Origin of the sequence: Desulfoscipio gibsoniae DSM 7213 (genome assembly GCF_000233715.2) — a bacterium.
In the GTDB taxonomy this organism is placed as follows: domain Bacteria; phylum Bacillota; class Desulfotomaculia; order Desulfotomaculales; family Desulfallaceae; genus Sporotomaculum; species Sporotomaculum gibsoniae.
Window position 1 is genome coordinate 97178 of the sequence record NC_021184.1, and the last position, 19207, is coordinate 116384.

Here is a 19207-nt window from a genome sequence, read left to right on the forward strand (position 1 = left end):
GATTGTTTGGGCGATAACGACAGAACTGTCCGAGAAACGGTTTGGGTGGGTGGATTGCACGACGCGGATGGCGGTCGAGAAATTGAACATAATTTAATCCAGGTGGACGGGGTGGAGCATGTACAAGTTGAATTAAATGAAGGCGCGGTGACCGTTGATTACGACCCGGCGGTTATAAGTGGTGAATACTTGCGCCGGACCCTGAATTCCCTGGGCTATTCGCCATATGTACGCTATTAAGCGGGCTTTACGGGGCCCGCTTTTTACATTAAAGCAACCAATAATAAGGCAGGGATGTACATGAGTGCTAAGCTGTTGGCATTGCTGATCGCCGCTGCATCAGGGGTGGCCATGGCACTGCAGGGCTCGCTTAACGCTGCTTTAGGTAAGATAATCGGTCTATTGGAGACCACTTTCATAGTGCATTTGGTGGGTTTATTGGTAATTTTTTTGCTGTTGTTTGTGTTCCGCATGGGTGACGGTGACTGGCACCGCTATGCTGAAGCGCCCTGGTATACGTATCTTGGCGGTATACTGGGTGTGGTTATTGTATATTTAGTGGTGCGCTCCATTCCCGTTCTAGGGGTGGCGGTGGCTACCACCGCTATTATTGTGGGTCAGGTGCTGATGGCCTGCCTCGTAGATCATTTGGGGATGTTTGGCCTGGAAAGAGTGCCCTTTACCTGGTACCGGGTGGCCGGTACCGCTTTAATGGCCTCGGGCGCCTTTTTGCTATTAAAAAAGTGAGTTTATCCGGAGCATAAAACAAAAGCCAATAGCCATACCGCACAGGGCAAAAATGCCGTGATTGCCCATTGAGGCAGGTACCAGCTTTTCAGTTACGATGAATATCATGGCACCGGCGGCAAGGGCTAAAAGCAGTGCATTAATAGCAGGTGAAGCTTGCAGTATAAATAAACCCAGCAATGTGCCCAGAGGGGTGACCAGGCTAATTAAGGCATTGAGGGTAATTACCCGGCCGCCGCCCATGCCGCTGGCCCTTAAAGGGGCCGCGGTGGCCATGCCCTCCGGTATATTGTGCAGTCCAATGGCCAGGGCCAGCATTGGCCCCAGTTGTGCCGAAGCCGAGTAACCCGCGGCTATGGCGATACCTTCGGGCAGATCATGCATAGCGATGCCCAGAGCAATTAAATAACCCATACGCAAGTAAACCTGACTGGTATGGCGGCCGGGCATTAATTTAGTAAGTAAAAAGTCAAGGCCGTTTACCAGTAAAAAGCCGCCGGCAAAACCCAGCAGGCAAATACCCGGGCTGCCGTAGGCCAGTGATGTAGGCAGTAGATCCATCATGACCACAGCTGCCATTACACCCGAAGCAAGCCCCAGTAATAGCGCCAGCATCCATTCCTTCATTTGTCCAAAAAGCATTATTACTGCTGCACCCAGGCAGGTGCCCAGTCCGGCGATAAGGGCATGAATTAGTATATTAATCAATTAATCACCTTCACAATATTAGGGAATGGTAATAATTTGCCCTATGGCTATCCGGTTGGGATTGGTGATATTGTTGATGGCAATTAGTGTTTCCAGTGTTGTATTAAAGGATTGTGCTATTTTCCACAGGGTATCACCGGGCTGAACTGTATATGTTTTGCCGTTTCCGCCTCCGGCGCTGTTGCTTTCGGTAGCGGGTTTGAAAGCGGGAACCGCGTCTGTTTGGTAGCGGCTGTATATATGCACCGGGGTACCGATAGGTATTTGGGGGAAAAGTTCTTCGACGTGGTGGTTATGCATACGGATACAGCCCAGCGATACGGCCTGCCCGATGGATGAAGGGTTGTTGTTGCCATGAATACCGTAATTACCGCCGGGGATGGTTAGTCCCATCCAGCGGGTTCCCAGAACGCCTCCGGGATTGACTGTTTTATTCTTGACCTTGTAATTGCCCGGTGGGGTGGGAGTGGAAGGCTTACCCACCGCTACGGGGTATTCTTTAATTAGCCGCTCTCCGTTATAATAATATAATTTGCGAATGACCGTATTAATGGACAAGCGGCTGCCGGCCTCTAGTTTGGAAGGCGCCAAATAACCACACTCCTTTTACGTATATGCTCCATCCTTCAAAGCTTTGCACTTTTGGTAGGTGCCGGGTGTTGAAAGTTGTAAAATCTATGATTTTCAACTTTCAACACCCGGCACCAAAGATACCTTGACCAATACTCACTTAAATGTATGTAATAGTTTGGACAAAAATGTCTTAACACAGTACTTGTCCTTCCGGCATTTTTTGGATATACTAAAAACCATTAACGATACGTAAAGGATTTGGTGAAATAAAAAATGCTGGTTAAGGCATATGCCAAGATCAACCTGCTTCTTGATGTATTGGGCACAAGACCGGATGGATATCATGAACTGGTCACCGTTATGCAGACCCTGGAACTGCATGATACAGTGGTTATTACTAAAGCCAGGGAGATTGAACTTATTGTAGAGGGGGCTGATTTGCCCTGCGGCCGGGATAACCTGGCCTTTCGGGCGGCCGATTTGTTGCGTCGCCAGGTAGGCTATGCCGGGGGTGCCAGTATTAAACTAATTAAACGGATTCCCCTGGCTGCCGGGTTGGCCGGGGGATCGGCGGACGCAGCTGCGGTTTTGTGCGGTTTGAATAGTCTCTGGGGCTTGGGCATGAGAATGGGTAAACTGTTGGACCTGGGAGCCGTTATTGGTTCGGATGTGCCCTTTTGTCTGCAAGGCGGCACGGCCTTGGTGAGGGGACGTGGTGAAAGGGTTGATCCGTTGCCCGGTTTGCCATCGCTTGGTGTGGTGCTGGCCAAGCCTTGCTTCGGGGTAAGTACGGCAGAGGTGTATCATCGATATGACGATATTGAAAATCCGCTGCATCCTGACAGCCAGGGTATGTTGCAGTCTGTGCGTGGGGGCGATGTGAGTGGTTTAGTTGCTTGTCTGGGTAACGCCTTGGAGCAGGTTACTTCTTCTATGCACCCGGAAATCGAACATATTAAAAGTATTTTAGCTGCTACCGGTGCCTTGGGTGTTTTGATGAGCGGCAGTGGACCTACTGTATTTGGTTTGTTTGACAACGAAACTGCGGCGCGGCAGGCAGCGGGCAGGTTGAAAAATGGCAACTTTGGGGTTTGGGTTACCAATTTTTATGACCCCCGAAGCTGATGGGCGAAGCCTTGCGGGTTGAATTGAAATAGTGGTAAAATGTATTAAACTACTTAAAAGGGGCGGGGGAATTTGAACGAACCGAAATTAATACCGATTAAACTAGATAACTATAAACCCCTGCGGGAAATAGTATTTGAAACTCTACGGGAGGCAATCATTCAGGGACGCCTTGCGCCAGGGGAGCGACTAATGGAAATCCAGCTGGCCGAAGAAATGGGGGTTAGCCGCACCCCGGTGCGGGAGGCCATCAGGAAACTGGAACTGGAAGGTTTTGTCGTCATGGTTCCGCGCAAGGGGGCTTATGTGGCGGGCATTTCCGTAAAGGATATCGTAGATGTTTTCGAGGTGCGGGCCGCGCTGGAAGCACTGGCTGCAGGCCTGGCCGCGGAAAGGGCTACTGCCGAGGAGCTTGAAGAAATGGAGCGGGCTTCGCTGCATATTTACGAAGCGGGCGATGGCCAGATAGATAGTATAGTTGAAAGGGATACTAATTTTCATAATTTAATCTATAGAGCCAGCCGCAATCAGCGTTTGGTACAAATAATCACTCTTTTAAAAGAGCAGATACAGCGTTTCCGTACAGCGTCACTATCTCAACCCGGACGTTTGAAACATGCCGTTGATGAGCACAAGGCCATTATTGAGGCTATAAGTGACCGAAATGCGGAATTGGCATACCATCTGGCACGGGAACATATTGAAACTGCTGAACAGACTTTCCTTAATGCATTGGGGGAGGTAAAAAAAGGTGATTGATGCTCTAGTGCTGGCCGGTAGCCCTAATAACGGTGCTTTAAGGGAGTGCAGCGCCGCCAGGTATGAAGCTATGATTGATATCAAGGGTAAATTGATGGTGGAATATGTGGTGGATGCACTCAGGCAATGTGATCGTATCGGGCGGATAGCCATTGTTGGCCCTCGAACTGAGCTGGCGGCGCACTTTAATTGCGGCAAGCGAGAGATACTGGTGGAGCATGGTGGTCATCTCACTGAAAATGTGCTGCGGGGCCTGCAAGGACTTCCCGGTGCCCAAAGGGTATTGCTGCTTACCTCTGATATTCCGCTGATTACCCGGCGAGCCATTGAAAACTTTATCGATCTCTGTGGTGATGAGCAAGCTGATTTGTATTACCCCGTAGTGCCCAGGGAAGTGGTTGAAAAACGGTATTCCACTACCAGGCGCACTTATGTGCAATTAAAAGAGGGTATTTATACAGGGGGCAATATTTTTTTATTTAACCCGGGTATTGTGGAAGAATGCATGCCCCGGGGGCAAAAGCTGGTTGACGCTCGAAAAAGCCCGTTAAAGCTTTGCCGTCTGGTGGGTCTGTTATTTTTAATTAAGTTTTTAATGAAGAATATTTCATTGCAGGAGGCACAAAAAAAAGTATCGCTGCTGCTCGGTATTAAGGGGCGGGTGGTGATTAGCCCCTTCCCTGAAGTAGGGGTGGATGTGGATAAGCCCAGCGACCTTGAGTTGGTGAATAAACAATTGGGATTGGCCTGATAAAAAGCCCCGCGTGTATAATAAGCAGCGGGGTTTTTTGTGCCCTGAGTGTTATAAAATTATGTCCAATTTTTTTAATTAAATTTTCCAATATTATTGTACATTTGCAGGGATTTTTATCTATTTGTAGAAGGTTTTATGATAAAACTTGGCATAAATGGTTAACTGGAAGGTGGTGAATGCATGAATGTTACCGATGTGCGGGTGCGCAAAGTGTTGACCGAGGGAAAAATGAAGGCAATTGTTTCGGTAACCTTGGATGATATGTTTGTCATTCATGATGTCAAAGTAGTGGAAGGTCAAAACGGGTTGTTTGTGGCCATGCCCAGCCGTAAAACCCCAGGTGGTGAATTTAGAGATATAGCCCACCCTATTAATACCTTCGCCCGGGAAATAATTCAGGACGCGGTACTCAAAGCTTATAATGAAGCTATATAATAACAAAGAAGGCTATATATAATAATAAAAGAGAGCTTAAATGCTCTCTTTTTTAACTATAGGCTTAATATTTGATTTCAGCTGACTCAAATATTTGTCATTGTGAAAGGGAATAACATTTTTTTGTTGAATTAAAACAGCGTGTGCCATAATATATGTACACGATAATATGACCACTAGGAGGTTTTTGGCTACATGCGGTTAGCAGCGGTAATACTGGCGGCAGGCAAGGGAACCAGAATGAAGTCAGGTTTACCCAAGGTCTTACACCAAGTGTGTGGGCGGGCCATGGTGGAGCATGTGCTCCTGGCAGTGCAAAAAGTAGGTGTTCAGAAAACCGTTTTAGTGGTGGGCCATCAAGGTGAATTAGTGGCGGAGATGGTGGGTGATCAGGTAGAAACAGCCTACCAGGCGGAGCAACTGGGTACGGCCCACGCACTGCTGCAGTGCCGCGATGCTCTTAAGGATTTTAATGGTGATATACTGGTGGTTTGTGGAGACACACCGCTGCTGCGGCACCAAACACTGTCCCAATTGTATACTGAACACAGTCGCAGTGGGTTTGCAGCTACCGTGCTGACAGCGGATTTGAGCGACCCTGCCGGTTATGGGCGGATTATTCGCAGTACCACTGGTGGTATATTGAAAATCGTAGAGCAAAAGGATGCCACCCCCGCCGAACTGTTAGTTTCGGAGATCAATACCGGTGTTTATTGCTTTAAAGCCGACGGGTTATTTGAAGCACTGTCGGAGATTAGATCTGACAATGCTCAGGGCGAATATTACCTAACGGATATAATTGAATACTATATCTCCCGGGGTGACTCTGTGGGCGCTGTATTCGCGGGTGATGCTGCTGAAATTATAGGCGTAAATGACCGTTGTCAGTTGGCAGTGGTGGAAAAGGTGTTGCGCCGGCGTATTCTGGACAAGCTGATGATGTCTGGGGTTACAATTATGGACCCCGCATCAATCTTTATAGATGATACTGTACATATTGGACCGGATTCCATTATATACCCTTTTACCTTTATAGAAGGAAAATCGAAAATTGGCGAGAATTGTACTATAGGACCATCATCCAGGTTGGTCAATGTCTCTTTGGGGAGCCGGGTCAACGTGCAGAACTCGGTAATTACCGAAAGTCGGGTGGGGGATGGGTGCAATATCGGTCCCTTTGCTTATATTCGCCCGGGATGCGTGTTGGAAAAGGACGTCAAAGTAGGAGATTTTGTGGAGCTTAAAAATTCCCACCTCGGTGAGGGTAGTAAAGTACCGCACCTGAGTTACGTGGGTGATGCCGAGGTGGGGCGGGGATCAAACATTGGTGCCGGCACCATTACTTGCAACTACGATGGTGAAAAGAAATCATCCACAAAAATTGGTGCATATGCTTTCATCGGCAGTAACACTAACTTGGTGGCTCCAGTGGTGGTTGGTGATGGTGCCATAACCGGAGCAGGTTCCACTATCACCAAAGATGTGCCCCCCGGTGCGCTGGGTGTAGCCCGGGATAAACAGAAAAATATTGAAGGCTGGGCTCAAAAAAGAAAAAAATTATCCGGAAAAAAATAAGAAATATATTTTTTGGAGGTACGCGCACATGCCATCCCGACAACGGCTGAAAATTTTTACCGGGAACGCCAACTTTGCCTTGGCGGAGGAGATTGCTCACTATCTTGGTGTTTCCGTGGGAGCTGCCAAGGTCACTCGTTTTAGCGATGGGGAAATACAGGTTAAAATAAATGAAAGCGTGCGGGGAGCAGATGTTTTTATTATTCAACCCACCTGCGAGCCGGTAAACGAGCATTTAATGGAGTTGCTTGTTATGGTGGATGCCGTGCGCAGGGCATCGGCCCGCAGGATTACCGCAGTAACTCCCTATTACGGGTATGCTCGGCAGGATCGTAAGGCCCGGGCCCGCGATCCCATCACTGCCAAACTGGTTGCTAATTTAATAACTGCCAGTGGTGCCCGCCGGGTTATTACCATGGATTTACATGCCGGGCAGATCCAGGGCTTTTTTGATATACCGGTAGATCATCTACCTGGTGTACCCCTATTGGCCCAGTATTTTATGCAGCAGAAAGTGGACAATGTAGTGGTGGTAAGTCCTGATTTGGGCGGTGTGCAGCGGGCCAGGGATTTAGCGGAAAGAATCGGTGCCCCCATTGCCATTATCGATAAAAGACGTCCTGAACCCAATGTGGCTGAAATAATGAATATTATCGGTGACATTCGCGGTAAGAAAGTAATTATGATTGATGATATTATAGACACGGCCGGTACTATTACTCAGGGAGCAGCGGCTCTTAAAAAATGGGGGGCGGAGGATATTTATGTTTGTTGTACTCACCCCGTACTCAGCGGCCCTGCGGTGGAGCGGTTGGCCGGCGCGCCCATCAGAGAGGTGCTGGTTACCAATACTATTCCCCTGCCGGAAAGTAAAGTGATAAATAAAATTAAAATACTTTCGGTGGCACCGCTTTTGGGAGAGGCTATTATTCGCATACATGAGGATTTATCGGTAAGTAAACTTTTTGACTGAATAAGCCCCGTTTAACGGGGCTTATTATTTGGCGTTGGCCGGGTTAATTTTTATGGGGTGGGTTATTGGGTGCTGTGGGTTCCTCCGGCTGTTCAATGGGCGCTAAATGATCTATTTGCTCCTTAGTTTCGGTGATAGGTTCATCAATCGGGGGAGTGTTTTCGTCGCTGGTTTTTTTACTGCGTTTAATCTTAATGATAGAACTGTTTACATTAGAACCCAGTTCCCGTGTTTTTTGTACAGTTGACTCCCATATGTGGCTTGTGGATTCCCTTACACCGCGCAATTTTTCCTGTAAACCCCCGTCCAGTTTGACTGCTTCATCCAATGCTTGATCTGAGCAGACGATCATATCTTTACCTATGGTAAGGACATGATTAATATCTAAAAAGGCTTTGCCGCTGAATAGGCCATTCATAAAACTACCGCTAAACTCCATGCCGATCATTTCCCCCGAAGCCATATTTACGTAATAATCATCTGCTTCACCCAGCAGGGTGCCGCTTTCGGTTACGATACGGGCACCGTTTACTTTAACTTTATTTTTTGTCAGGCTGATTATTTCCGGCAGGTTGGTACCTTTTTGCACCATGGTGCCGTGCTTAATCGTGACAGCGTCTTCGCCTACACTGTGGACATTGATGTAAGGAATGAATTTTTGATCGTTGAACCAACCTTTTTGTTCTATCATCAGGGCAGCCACCCTTTTTAACCCGGGATCAATCACCAGGCCTTTGATGATGCCGATTTGCTGACCCTCTTCCAGGCTTATTACCGGCATGGATATAAATTGTTTGCTTTTGCGCATTATTAACACACCCCCTGTGCGCCTTAATTATTATACTTAATGTTATGTTGATGGCAGGCATGATATAACCGCTAAAAGGGAATATTATCCTAGAGGAGGTTTGAAAATGGCAAATTTTAATCTGCAAGTCGATTACAGGTATCAAAGGGGTAAAAGTTACCGCAAACGGTTGGCCCGCCGGGATATGATACCGGGGGTGGTTTACGGCAAGGCGGTGGGCAGTATCCCTGTGGAAATGGAGTTAAAACCGTTAAAAAAGATTTTATCCGAGGGTGCCAACTCTTTGATTGATCTTACAATCAAGGGGTCGGGAGGTGAAGAAGAGCGACATTACAAAGTGCTGATTAAAGATATGCAGTACGGTGCTATAAAGCATAATTTGCTTAGTGTGGATTTGCACCAGATTTCTCTGGATAATGTTATTCAGGCGGTCGTGCCGATTAATTTTACAGGAGCGGTTAACGACGGTATTGTGCAATACACTCTGCGGGAGTTGCAGATATCCTGTCTGCCTGCTGATATACCACGGGAAGTGGTCGTTAATGTTGACGGTCTCTCTGTGGGGGATACCATTGCTGTCCGGGATATTGCAGTTCCGGATAATGTGGAGTTGTTGGACGATCCCGCCACCACTGTGGTAACTGTAGTGGCGCAGCGAACTGAGGAAACAACAGATGTTGAAGGTGAGCCCGGTGATGGTGAGATGGGCGCGGACGGAGATGAAACACAGGCATAAAAGTTTATGAACAATTCTGCCTCATCGTGCATATTCTGGGATATGCATTGTTATAAGGAGGCGATATTGATGGCTGATGCCACTGGAACCGGATATCCTCCCGGTGGGTATCCGGGCGGCGGTATGGGAGGTTCGTACTGTCCAGGATACGGTATGACCTTTAACGATCGATTGCAAAGCTTGGTGGGGAAAAATATTACCGTCTATGTAAGCGAAGAATCTACCCCCGTTACAGGGATGTTGCATGGCGTAGGCTCTAATTATGTGGAAGTGCACCGGATGACCAATAATATCAGAGAGGCTTTGATTATACCCATGAATGCTATAACAGCAATTTCAGCACCTTTATAAATTAATTTTCTTAATAAGCTTGCTCGGTCACCCTCTCTTTTTCAGGAGAGGGTTATTTGTTTGCCAATTTTCAATTATGTAGAAGACCCGGATAATCCTAATGGAATAATAAGGCAAAACATGGATCATATCCCCAAATCCACCATCCTCCGCTGTCGTTTTTACACTGTGGCATTTAAGGGAACGAAAAAGTATATTACTTTTAAAATCCGGCCAAAATGAAATAATAACAGGAGAAACGCTTTCTTTATTTCAATATTACTGGTAAAATGAAATAACAGTATTATTTTCAGATTGTTATTTCATTTTGGGAGATGTGGCCAATGAAAAACAGGGCAGGAGAATATCGAACCAACTTGACCGGCGAACTTCAATACAAATCATTTATACCAAAGCCACTGCCGCCGGACCCGCCTATCGAGATCGGCGAAGAGACCGCAGGTCTTTTGTCCAAGGCGAACAGAAGCATCGGCATTTTGGAAGGTCTTTCGAGGCAGATACCGAATATTGAGCTTTTTGTTTCTATGTATGTTCGCAAAGAGGCCCTCTTGTCTTCACAGATAGAGGGAACGCAGGCTACTCTGGATGATATTTTAGACCCGAAGATTGAGGAAAACACCAATCGCCATGTGGCGGATGTCATTAACTATATAAAAGCATCACAATATGCAAAGGCAAGGCTTAAAGAGCTGCCCATTTGCAATCGTCTCATTAAAGAAACCCATAGGGTCTTAATGCAGAATGTTCGGGGGGAGGAAAAAAATCCGGGAGAATTCAGACGCAGTCAGAACTGGCTGGGGCCGGTAGGCAGCACGTTAAAAAATGCCCGCTATATTACGCCTAATCCAGAGGACATGATAGAAGCCATGTCTGATTTGGAAAAGTTTATTAATAACGAGGATGAGCTGGAGCCTTTAATTAAAACCGCTCTGATTCATTATCAATTTGAAACCATCCACCCGTTTTTGGACGGCAACGGGAGAATCGGACGGCTTTTAATCAACCTTTTTCTGATGGAAAAAAAAATTTTAAGTTATGAAACCTTATACATCTCTTATTTTTTAAAGCGCAACCGGATTGAGTATTATGACCGTTTGACGGAGGTTCGAGCAAAAGGAAACTTTGAGCAGTGGGTTAAATTCTTTTTGCTGGCCACCTATGAGTCTGCACTGGACGCCATCCAAACCATTGGTGAATTGGTTAAACTGCATAATAAAAATAGGGAGATTGTAAAAAACACAGGAAAAGCCGCTAAAACCATCATGAAGGTATTTAATTACCTGGAAGGCAGCCCCATCATTGACATCAAGAAAACCAGTGAAGAGTTAGGGGTATCTTTTAACGCGGCGTCCAATGCTGTTAATAAACTTGTCCGGCTGGGTATTTTAAAACAGACGGAAAATGTTCAAAGAAACAGGGTGTTTGCCTACGAAGAGTATTTAAACATTCTGCGTAAAGACACCTAGCAAAAGCACCTGATAACAAGGGTGCTTATTTTACATATTTTACCCGGTCGTCGAATTGGGCAGCTTAATCCATTTCGCGATCTAAGTAACCTTTTTCCAGCTGTATCATGATAGCTGTTAGCATGCGGGTTGGACTAAGTGAGGGGCGTCCTTTGCCTTGGCTGTAAAAGTGGTCGAATTGTTCATCTTTTAAGTTCTCATCTACCCCCTGTGACGCTTCCACCCCGGTGACGGGTACGCTGCATGGTGTGGGTTCCAATTACGTTGAAGTGCACCGAACGGTTAATAATACCAACGATTCCGTGTTAATACCCCTGCGTGCTATAACAGCTGTTTCCGTTCCGAGGTAAACAATCTTATAGACCACCATGCCGCTTGCGCGGCACCATCAGAAGATGAAAATTAGCCTAAGGCCTATTGCTCTATATGTGGGCACGTTGTTGAGTTTTGCTTGCAATATGTTGTGGTTGGTTGTTTTTTCAGGATAGAGCTATTCTTGATCACCCTCTCTTTTTAGGAGGCTGAAGCTAGGGGCTTTACGGCGCTAAAAATTTACAATATATTTACCTGTATTACAATATATTTACCTGTATATGTAAGTAAATTTAACATTGCCATGTTATAAATTCCTTAGATACCAAAAGGTATCAAAAAAAATTGAAAGGAGTTTGGTCATGGTGAAAAACAGCAAACTATCCTCAAAAGTATTGGCATTCATCTTAGCGTTTGCTATGATGATCGGATGCATGCAATCCGCTGTCATGGCATCTCCCACAGATGAATCCATGGATGAAAATGGAACGGAGGAGCAAACCAAAATGGGAATGGTCACTTCCGGACAAGCTGGTTGGGTTTCCGGCGATATTCATAACCATTCCAGATATTCCGATGGTTCCGGAACGATTTTTGAGAATTTTGCTCAGGCGCAAAAAGTCGGTATGGATTTTATCAATATCAGCGATCATGATAATTCCAGAGGTTGGGCGGACGCCCAGGTTGCCGGACCGCAATACAATATTATTCCGATCAGGGGCAACGAATACAGCGGCTATGGCCACGCTGTGTTTATGAATGTGAATCAGGAAAAGAACTACAATGCAGGAGTACTGCCCAAGGCAGCCATTGACAACTTCAAAGCAGATACAAACGGCGAGGGGCTTGCTTACGCCGCTCACCCGTACGATGGAACGGTAGAAGCCGATCCATGGGGTAAAAATGATTCGTGGAACGCGGATCTGGACGGAATTGAGGTTTGGAACGGCTGGTATGCTTCAAATTATACGGCAAACGCTAAAGCACGGGTTCAATGGGATATCTTGAACAATCAGGGCAGGCATTTGTATGGCATTGCGGATACCGATACCCATTCCGCAGCGGGTATAGGATCAGTATACACCACCGTTTATGTGGATGAATACTCGGTTGAAGGTATCGTCAATGGGTTCAAAGCAGGGCATATGTATGGTTCCAATGGCCCCGTCATTGACTTTAGCGTAGGCAGCGCCATGATGGGAGACGACGTCGCGGTTCCGCAGGAAGGCAAATATGTAGATGTTGATCTCAGCGGTTATTGCATTGAGGATTTGGCCAGAGTCCTGCTTATAAAGAACGGCGAGATCGTCTATACAAAAAACATTGACGCCGCTTCATTCAATGAAACCGTTGAAGTATTTGTCAATCCCGGCGACTTTATCCGTATGGAAGTAGAAGGCAAGGAAACTGCGACTAAAAAACTGACCAACGGTTCTTACAGTACCCCTGCGTTCGACACCTCGGCTCCATTCGCGTTTTCCAATCCGATCTTTTTCTTCGAACAAGCGCTTGACAAAACCGCTCTTAACGATAAAATAGCCGAATCAGAGTTGTTGAATCGGTTCGACTATACGCATGCTTCATGGAATGATTTCCAGACAGCGTTGAATGAAGCGAAAAGAGTTAGTTTAGCCGATGAAACCTCGCAAAATGAGATCGACACAGCGCTGGAAACTCTTGTAGCGGCAATAAACGCCTTGAAAACACCGGAAATTTTCACAACCGTAAGCTCAAACGGCGATGGTCAAGCTCATATAGACTTTGCAATAAGGTCGGCGAATGGTAAAGACTATACGGTGTGGATATGCGAGGATTACGATGGCACATATTACCTTGCCGACGCTAACTTCAACAGTCAAGGTGCGCATGTAAAAAGCCTGACGAACGGTAAAACATATTACGCTTATATTTTGTATTCAGACGGTGCCGTTTTTGAAGAGAGTAACGTCGTGATACTCAATCCCAGCATTTGATTTCCTCCCTATGGCTAAAGCCAGGGCTTACTTACTTTGATTGGTATTTACGTGATGCTTACGGAATTCGAATAATTCCATCCCATCAGTTCACACTCAATTTAATAGAGCGAGACTTATTAAGGATGGAAGGCTAAGCAACAAAAAGGGTTGTTGACAACGCATTTTCAGAATTTATACGTTGAAAGCCCTCAGACTCTGTCTGGGGGCATTACAAAAAAACCCTTTGAAACGAGTAGTTTCAGGTGTTTTGCTTTATTAATAACAATTAACAAACTTAGAGGAATTATTTAACAGCAAATTAATTCTTGTTTAAAGCTTAGCTACTATCATAATGGATAATTTAGGGGGAGTCTGGTTCCGGTAATATCTGTTCACCGCAAACTGTTTCGCGGCACAATTAGGAAGAAAGATGAAAGGAAATGAACGAGGCAGTAGCGGGGGCGCTTTCCGGGATGCCGGCGTGGAAAGGAGGTGTAGGAGACTTTTTTGGGTTTTGGCTGGGGATGGAAGAGGAGTTAAATGAGAGTCAGTACGCAAAAAAAAATTAAGGAGAGGACCTGATGAAAAGAACTGTATCTTTTATTTTAACGTTGATGGTACTGCTTGCAATGATTCCAACTGTTGGATTGGCAAGTGAAGCAGGCGAAGAGCTGACCTATACAAAACCGTATCTGCTTACTTTAAATCCAAGCAATGAAATGAATGTAGTCTGGATCTCAAAAGAAAGCGGAGAAGGTTTTGTGGAATTCGGTCTAACGGAAGATTTGGGAACAACAGTTGCGGCAACACAATACGAAATTGAGGGACTTAGAACATCAATAACTCCAGAAGGTTATGACCCAGATCCTGCTAAAAATCCTGAGTTAAACGTTTTTCAACAAATCGCAACTCTACAAAACCTGAAGCCTAATACGATTTACTATTATCAAGCAACCACAAAGGTTGGAGACAAAATTGAAAAATCAAAAGTTTACAACTTCAAAACTGCTCCTGTAAATGGTGAAGACTTTACTTTTGCATTATTATCTGACCTTCAATTAAAGGCTGAAAGCCCTGCAACAGTGAAACAAATTGGTCAACATAAACCCGACTTCATCATCTACGGCGGTGACTTGCAAAATACTCCATGGAAAGCAGGAGAATGGTTCTTTGTAGAAGATTGCTACATCGCTCCAGCTGAAATAGGCAAAACCTGGTTTGAAATCATGCAACAAGAAGAAGACGGAGCGGAACTGCTGCAATACACTCCAATCTTTATAACTCCCGGCAATCACGAAGTAGACGACCAGAGAATTATGAGCGATAAAGAGATGGCAACAAATAACCCTGACGACTGGTCACTTTCCATCTACATGCAAATGTTCAGACCTCTTTATCCTGAACAAGAATACTATCCAAACGGAAAACACTGGTACAGTGTAGATTATGGCGATATGCACATCTCTAGTATCTCAGCTTTCAGATGGCATCCTTGGAGCGGTTTCGAAGCTCCAGGCTGGATTATGTTTGACGACATATCAGAAGGAAGCCCACAAGTAAGATGGCTTAAAAATGACCTGAAAACAACAGATGCAAAATACAAATGGGTAAACATGCATTGGCATATGCTTAATAGAGGAAACGACGGCTGGTATCCCTATTCTGAACCTCTGGTGGAGAAAGATGGCACAGTAAAATATCCTCATGGCGACTACGCCTGGAATGTACTTAGACCTCTATTTGAAAAATATGATGTAAATGGCGTTAACTTCGGACATTCCCACGTTTACGAAAGATACTTGATCAACGATGTAAATTACATTGAAGCGGCGTCTATAGGTAACAACTATAGGGTTGCAGATGATCCATATCACCCATCAGGCTACAAACCAGTCATCGAAGAAAACTCCATTCGCTCTTTCATGATCATAACGAAAGATGAAAATGGCCTTACTGCACAAGGTTTTGCAGCAAGCGGTCCAAACCAAGGCCAGGTATTTGACAGCTTCATAATTGCAGAATAGATTTGAGTTTAAATTAACTAAAAATATTAACTCTAGTAATACAATATATTTAACATAAAGTTACTAGAATAAATTAAAATGGCAAGCTTTTCTAGCAAAACCACCGCGCAAGAGGTGGTTCTTTTTTCATTATTTATCAGGAGGAGGCTTTACGGGAAAATGAGTGACTCAAAAGTAGCTGTAAAAGACGCCAGAAAGGTATCTATGAAACAAGGTGCTTGTTCGAGCGCACTGATGCTTATTCTGAACCGCGAATTTGGAAGACCCATGGACAAAGAAGTGCGTGCAGCGGAACCACTTGCAGGCGGAATACTGCAGCAGGGTTATCAATGCGTAATGCTGTGGGGATCCTCGCTGGCGGTGGGTGCGGAATCATATCACAGGAGCGATAATCTAGATCAGGCCGTCGCCACAGCTATAACAGCAACACAACATCTCATGGAATCATTCGTAAACCGGACGAAACACGTCAACTGCTTTGATATAACCTGCTGTGATTGGACAAAAAAAAATTGAAATGACGAAATTCTTAATCACCGGGATATAATGGTCCCAGGAAATGCGACACGATTTTGCACGGAATAAGCGACACCAATCTCGAAGTAAACTGAGAAGTGAAAGGAGCACATCCCATGCAAAAAAAAACAGTGGTTACCTGAGCAAAAATTGCAGATCGTTTTAGAAGCCTTAAAAGAAGAACGCCACATTGGAGAAATTGCATCGGAATACGGAGTACATGTTAGTGTGATTCACCGCTGGAAGAAGGAGCTCTTAGAAGGCGCTGACAAGGTGTTCACCACATCTAAGAGTGCTAAGGCTGCTGCCCAAGAAAAGCGTAAACAAGAAGAAACCATCGAAAACTTATACGCCCAAGTCGGCCGTCTAACAACACAGTTGGATTGGCTTAAAAAAAAATCTGGCGGTATCTTACCCCGTGAATGAACGAAAAGCTATGGTGGATTGGGATATTTCGAATTCACACTTGACCATAAAAGCTCAGGCCGGGTTATTATCCTTGAATCGAACGGGTCTATACTGGACTGCCAAAAGGGTGTCTAAACACGAAGTGGAGATTAAGCACCTTATTGACAAGATCCACACGTAGCACCCATTTAAAGGCTCCAGGCGGATTGCAGAAGACATTAATAACAAGGATGGCGTAGCTTACAAGGTCAACCGCAAACGCATTCAACGATATATGCGGGAACTGGGAATACGGGTGATTTACCCCGGCCCCAACCTCAGCAAACGCAATAGGGCCAGTATGTATACCATACCTGCTTCGCAATGTCAAACCGGCCCATCCTAACCATGTCTGGGGAATCGACATCACGTATTGTACCATGCAAGGCCGTTGGATGTACCTGGTAGCTATTATTGACTGGTATTCCAGGATGATTGTTAGTTACGAGCTCTCCGATACGATGAATAAAGAATTTGTGATTAAAGCTGTAAACAAAGCCATTGAAACACACGGAGCCCCTATCATATTGAATTCTAATCAGGGCAGCCAATTTACCAGCCCCCTTTTATATAAATACCCTGAAAGAAAATGGCATCAAGATTAGCATGGACGGTAAAGGTAGGGCCCTGGATAACGCCATTACAGAGCGCTTTTGGAGAACCATCAAATGGGAAGATATTTACTTAAAGAACTACGAAACCCCTCTTGCTCTCCGCCAAGGAATTGTTACTTACATACGTTGGTACAATTTCGAACGCCCGCACACATCTATTGGCAAGAAGACTCCAGCGGATGTTTATTAAAATGCTACAACTAACTTACCGCAGCAATCTGCATAACCAAGATATTTGAAAATGATGGCCAATTAGCTACTAAGTTAATATTTAAGAACCCTCGCTGTCAAACCTTGAGCAAGCTGATGTGAACAAAGAGACCGCCGGTCTTGACTCCATGTGCTGTTTAATTGATAACCCGACGGGAAAGCGGATTTGCCAAGGTATCTTTCACAGACATTTGTATCTTGCAACGCAACATTGGTTGGCAATATGAAAAGAAAAAGATAGCGGGCTAAGGCCCGCGAAAGGAATTTCGGGTCGCATTTAAGAACCGGGAGGTAAAACGCCATAGATAGGATGTCTTTGCTTTCGTTGCTTTTGGTCTCGCTGCCCGAAGCACTGCTGGTGACCATGTTGGGGTTTCAACTGGCGGGCCTTGGCATAACGTCACACCATTTAATAAAAACCGGTATGATCCAAACGGCATCTTCGTATTTCATCAGGCTGGCTCCCATACCGTTCGGACTGCACAGCCTGGTGCAGATAGTTATTTATATATTTATTTTGCGACTCGTGGGGATGGTGATTTTCAATGGCTGCCACCTTCTTCCAAATCTAATACCTGGAAGGAGGCGCTAACTCAAAATGAGAAGCAATAAAAAGATAATTTTTTCAAAAACTACTAATATGTACAAGATGGTTTATGAAACTATTAACTTATTTACCTATACAAATGTTGTTATCGATTAGGTTCATAACAGGGTGGTAATTTTACCACCCTATCTATTAATGAAGAATGTGAGGCTCTTATGCAGTTATTATATTTAATTTTGAGGCCAGATACTTTATGGGGAATATTCATATTAACCATATTATTATTTTTAACATTATTTCTATTTTTGCCTACCGCAGTAATACACAGAAATAAGATATTAGAAATGATAGCTCAAAACAAACCGCTTGTTTTAATACTTTTTTTATTTCTTATTATGATAGTAATTGTTCAAATTGACTTTAAATTGGTTACTTCCTATAACTTTGCTAAAAAATATGGGTGGGAGATTGATGAGGTCAGGTCTGTACATGAAGTCATGTTTAAAGATGGAATATCATTAAATCAAATTAATAATCAAAGTTTATCAAACGAAGACCAGTTACAAGTTTACCTTATAAACGACCCTCGTGAAATGTCGGCCATAATCTGTTCGGAAGCTTTAGGATTTGCATATGATCAAATCATTGATAGAAAGATAAAATTATACTCACTAGCTGTAAAACATGATATAAAGTTTAGCCATGATGGAATTTTATTTACACCTGATATAGAATTAAAAATTGGCTTTCTGGATGATAAAATTGTTTTTGGAACGCTCTTTATACTAAGCCAAACTGGTTCTGGATATTATCCGGTAAACTTCAATGAGGATAGCATAAAGGAAGAAATCTTAAAAGTATATGATAATAGACCTTATTATGTTTCCATTTATGGCGATGTACGCATTAGTTTCTTGCCGGGAGGGTATCAGCTGTTTCATTATCCTTATAATACTTCTGTTATTTTCCCCCAAGTAGAAATTAGTCCGGAAACCTTAGATCCAATAATACCGGCTGAGATTGTTAAGGTGGGATTTGATAACCGGTATATTATAGCATTGCAAAATGAGTATACTACAGGTGAAAAAAATAAATTTTTAGATATACCATTAGATAAATATTATATATTAGATACTGAAAATGAAACCGTTTATAGTTATGACACATTAGAAAATTTTGAAAATCAACGAAGGCAATTAAAGATAGACAATATTGAATTCCAAGATATTAATTCGTTTTCAGTAATGAGCTATGACCGATTTGCTAATAAGGAATTGTAAAAATCAGCCCATTGGTACTGGGAAAGGCAGAGACTTTGCCAGATAGAACAAGGCGGTAATATCGACCATAGAGGAATCTAAACAGTAACCACAGTAGAAGTTATAAGTTACTTCATTAACTCCCCGTTTGGCATACCTATCCAGTTCCAAATCGAATTTATCGGGCACCTGTACACCCGCTTTTACCAGGGCTTCCCGGGCTTTCATCAAAGACTGGTCAGCATAATACAACCGAATAACATCCGGGAGGAATAAATTAAACCATGGGAAAACCGGAATTGACTAAACAATA

General features: G+C 44.4%; 21 protein-coding genes and 1 pseudogene. 17 read left to right on the forward strand and 5 right to left on the reverse strand.

Annotated features, from left to right (window positions below):
• The first annotated feature begins 6 nt into the window (after nt 1-6).
• A complete protein-coding gene (locus tag DESGI_RS00540; RefSeq protein WP_006523187.1) occupies nt 7-240 on the forward strand; it encodes a heavy-metal-associated domain-containing protein in 234 nt (77 codons plus the stop codon).
• A gap of 60 nt (nt 241-300) precedes the next feature.
• Nucleotides 301-747: a DMT family transporter gene (locus DESGI_RS00545; protein ID WP_006523188.1), complete on the forward strand. Its 447-nt coding sequence runs from the start codon at nt 301-303 to the stop codon at nt 745-747.
• Here the strand turns inward: DESGI_RS00545 and DESGI_RS00550 are convergent.
• Both DESGI_RS00550 and DESGI_RS00555 read right to left on the reverse strand, forming a co-directional pair.
• Nucleotides 736-1455 (reverse strand): ZIP family metal transporter, encoded by a 720-nt coding sequence (locus tag DESGI_RS00550; protein ID WP_006523189.1) that lies wholly within the window; start codon nt 1453-1455, stop codon nt 736-738. The two genes, DESGI_RS00545 and DESGI_RS00550, sit on opposite strands and share 12 nt — an antisense overlap.
• Nucleotides 1456-1473: 18 nt before the next feature.
• On the reverse strand, nt 1474-2046 hold the full coding sequence (locus DESGI_RS00555) for a L,D-transpeptidase family protein (RefSeq protein ID WP_006523190.1): 573 nt from the start codon (nt 2044-2046) through the stop codon (nt 1474-1476).
• A gap of 255 nt (nt 2047-2301) precedes the next feature.
• Between DESGI_RS00555 and ispE the strand changes: the two genes are divergently transcribed.
• The 6 genes from ispE (at nt 2302) to DESGI_RS00585 (ending at nt 7649) form a co-directional block, all read left to right on the forward strand.
• The gene (gene ispE, locus DESGI_RS00560) at nt 2302-3153 is read left to right on the forward strand and encodes a 4-(cytidine 5'-diphospho)-2-C-methyl-D-erythritol kinase (RefSeq protein ID WP_006523191.1); all 852 of its coding nucleotides are present in this window, start codon (nt 2302-2304) and stop codon (nt 3151-3153) included.
• Nucleotides 3154-3225: 72 nt separating this feature from the next.
• Entirely contained in the window at nt 3226-3912 is a 687-nt protein-coding gene (locus DESGI_RS00565) for a GntR family transcriptional regulator (RefSeq protein ID WP_006523192.1), read from the forward strand.
• A complete protein-coding gene (locus DESGI_RS00570) occupies nt 3905-4663 on the forward strand; it encodes a nucleotidyltransferase family protein (RefSeq protein WP_006523193.1) in 759 nt (252 codons plus the stop codon). Before DESGI_RS00565 ends, DESGI_RS00570 begins: the two co-directional genes overlap by 8 nt.
• A gap of 183 nt (nt 4664-4846) precedes the next feature.
• Complete coding sequence (gene spoVG, locus DESGI_RS00575; protein WP_006523194.1) at nt 4847-5101, forward strand: septation regulator SpoVG; 255 nt, start codon at nt 4847-4849, stop codon at nt 5099-5101.
• Nucleotides 5102-5296: 195 nt separating this feature from the next.
• The gene (gene glmU / locus DESGI_RS00580; protein ID WP_006523195.1) at nt 5297-6676 is read left to right on the forward strand and encodes a bifunctional UDP-N-acetylglucosamine diphosphorylase/glucosamine-1-phosphate N-acetyltransferase GlmU; all 1380 of its coding nucleotides are present in this window, start codon (nt 5297-5299) and stop codon (nt 6674-6676) included.
• 28 nt (nt 6677-6704) lie between these two features.
• On the forward strand, nt 6705-7649 hold the full coding sequence (locus DESGI_RS00585; protein WP_006523196.1) for a ribose-phosphate diphosphokinase: 945 nt from the start codon (nt 6705-6707) through the stop codon (nt 7647-7649).
• Between the two features lie 43 nt (nt 7650-7692).
• Here the strand turns inward: DESGI_RS00585 and DESGI_RS00590 are convergent, their stop codons facing one another.
• Nucleotides 7693-8457: a PRC-barrel domain-containing protein gene (locus DESGI_RS00590; protein ID WP_006523197.1), complete on the reverse strand. Its 765-nt coding sequence runs from the start codon at nt 8455-8457 to the stop codon at nt 7693-7695.
• Between the two features lie 106 nt (nt 8458-8563).
• Here DESGI_RS00590 and DESGI_RS00595 point away from each other — a divergent pair, with 106 nt between their 5' ends.
• The 3 genes from DESGI_RS00595 to DESGI_RS00605 all read left to right on the forward strand — a co-directional run bounded on the left by DESGI_RS00595 (nt 8564) and on the right by DESGI_RS00605 (nt 11010).
• Complete coding sequence (locus tag DESGI_RS00595) at nt 8564-9193, forward strand: 50S ribosomal protein L25 (protein WP_006523198.1); 630 nt, start codon at nt 8564-8566, stop codon at nt 9191-9193.
• A gap of 69 nt (nt 9194-9262) precedes the next feature.
• A complete protein-coding gene (locus tag DESGI_RS00600) occupies nt 9263-9544 on the forward strand; it encodes a hypothetical protein (protein WP_006523199.1) in 282 nt (93 codons plus the stop codon).
• Between the two features lie 314 nt (nt 9545-9858).
• A complete protein-coding gene (locus tag DESGI_RS00605; protein WP_041284706.1) occupies nt 9859-11010 on the forward strand; it encodes a Fic family protein in 1152 nt (383 codons plus the stop codon).
• Between the two features lie 64 nt (nt 11011-11074).
• On the opposite strand, the gene DESGI_RS24240 is transcribed toward DESGI_RS00605, so the two are convergent.
• Nucleotides 11075-11269 carry a transposase gene (locus DESGI_RS24240; protein WP_157872702.1) on the reverse strand — a complete coding sequence of 65 codons (195 nt, stop codon included), beginning with the start codon at nt 11267-11269 and terminating at the stop codon, nt 11075-11077.
• Between the two features lie 415 nt (nt 11270-11684).
• Here DESGI_RS24240 and DESGI_RS00610 point away from each other — a divergent pair, with 415 nt between their 5' ends.
• The 6 genes and pseudogenes from DESGI_RS00610 (at nt 11685) to DESGI_RS00640 (ending at nt 18915) form a co-directional block, all read left to right on the forward strand.
• A complete protein-coding gene (locus DESGI_RS00610; RefSeq protein WP_006523201.1) occupies nt 11685-13295 on the forward strand; it encodes a CehA/McbA family metallohydrolase in 1611 nt (536 codons plus the stop codon).
• A gap of 563 nt (nt 13296-13858) precedes the next feature.
• Complete coding sequence (locus DESGI_RS00615) at nt 13859-15301, forward strand: purple acid phosphatase family protein (protein ID WP_006523202.1); 1443 nt, start codon at nt 13859-13861, stop codon at nt 15299-15301.
• Nucleotides 15302-15460: 159 nt separating this feature from the next.
• A complete protein-coding gene (locus DESGI_RS00620; protein WP_006523203.1) occupies nt 15461-15817 on the forward strand; it encodes a C-GCAxxG-C-C family (seleno)protein in 357 nt (118 codons plus the stop codon).
• Between the two features lie 111 nt (nt 15818-15928).
• A pseudogene (locus DESGI_RS00630) lies at nt 15929-17068 on the forward strand (IS3 family transposase).
• Between the two features lie 345 nt (nt 17069-17413).
• Nucleotides 17414-17680 (forward strand): hypothetical protein, encoded by a 267-nt coding sequence (locus DESGI_RS00635; RefSeq protein WP_157872703.1) that lies wholly within the window; start codon nt 17414-17416, stop codon nt 17678-17680.
• A gap of 170 nt (nt 17681-17850) precedes the next feature.
• Complete coding sequence (locus DESGI_RS00640) at nt 17851-18915, forward strand: DUF3997 domain-containing protein (RefSeq protein ID WP_006523209.1); 1065 nt, start codon at nt 17851-17853, stop codon at nt 18913-18915.
• A gap of 3 nt (nt 18916-18918) precedes the next feature.
• Here DESGI_RS00640 and DESGI_RS00645 read toward each other — a convergent pair whose 3' ends face one another.
• Complete coding sequence (locus DESGI_RS00645) at nt 18919-19146, reverse strand: hypothetical protein (protein ID WP_006523210.1); 228 nt, start codon at nt 19144-19146, stop codon at nt 18919-18921.
• Nucleotides 19147-19207: the final 61 nt, after the last annotated feature.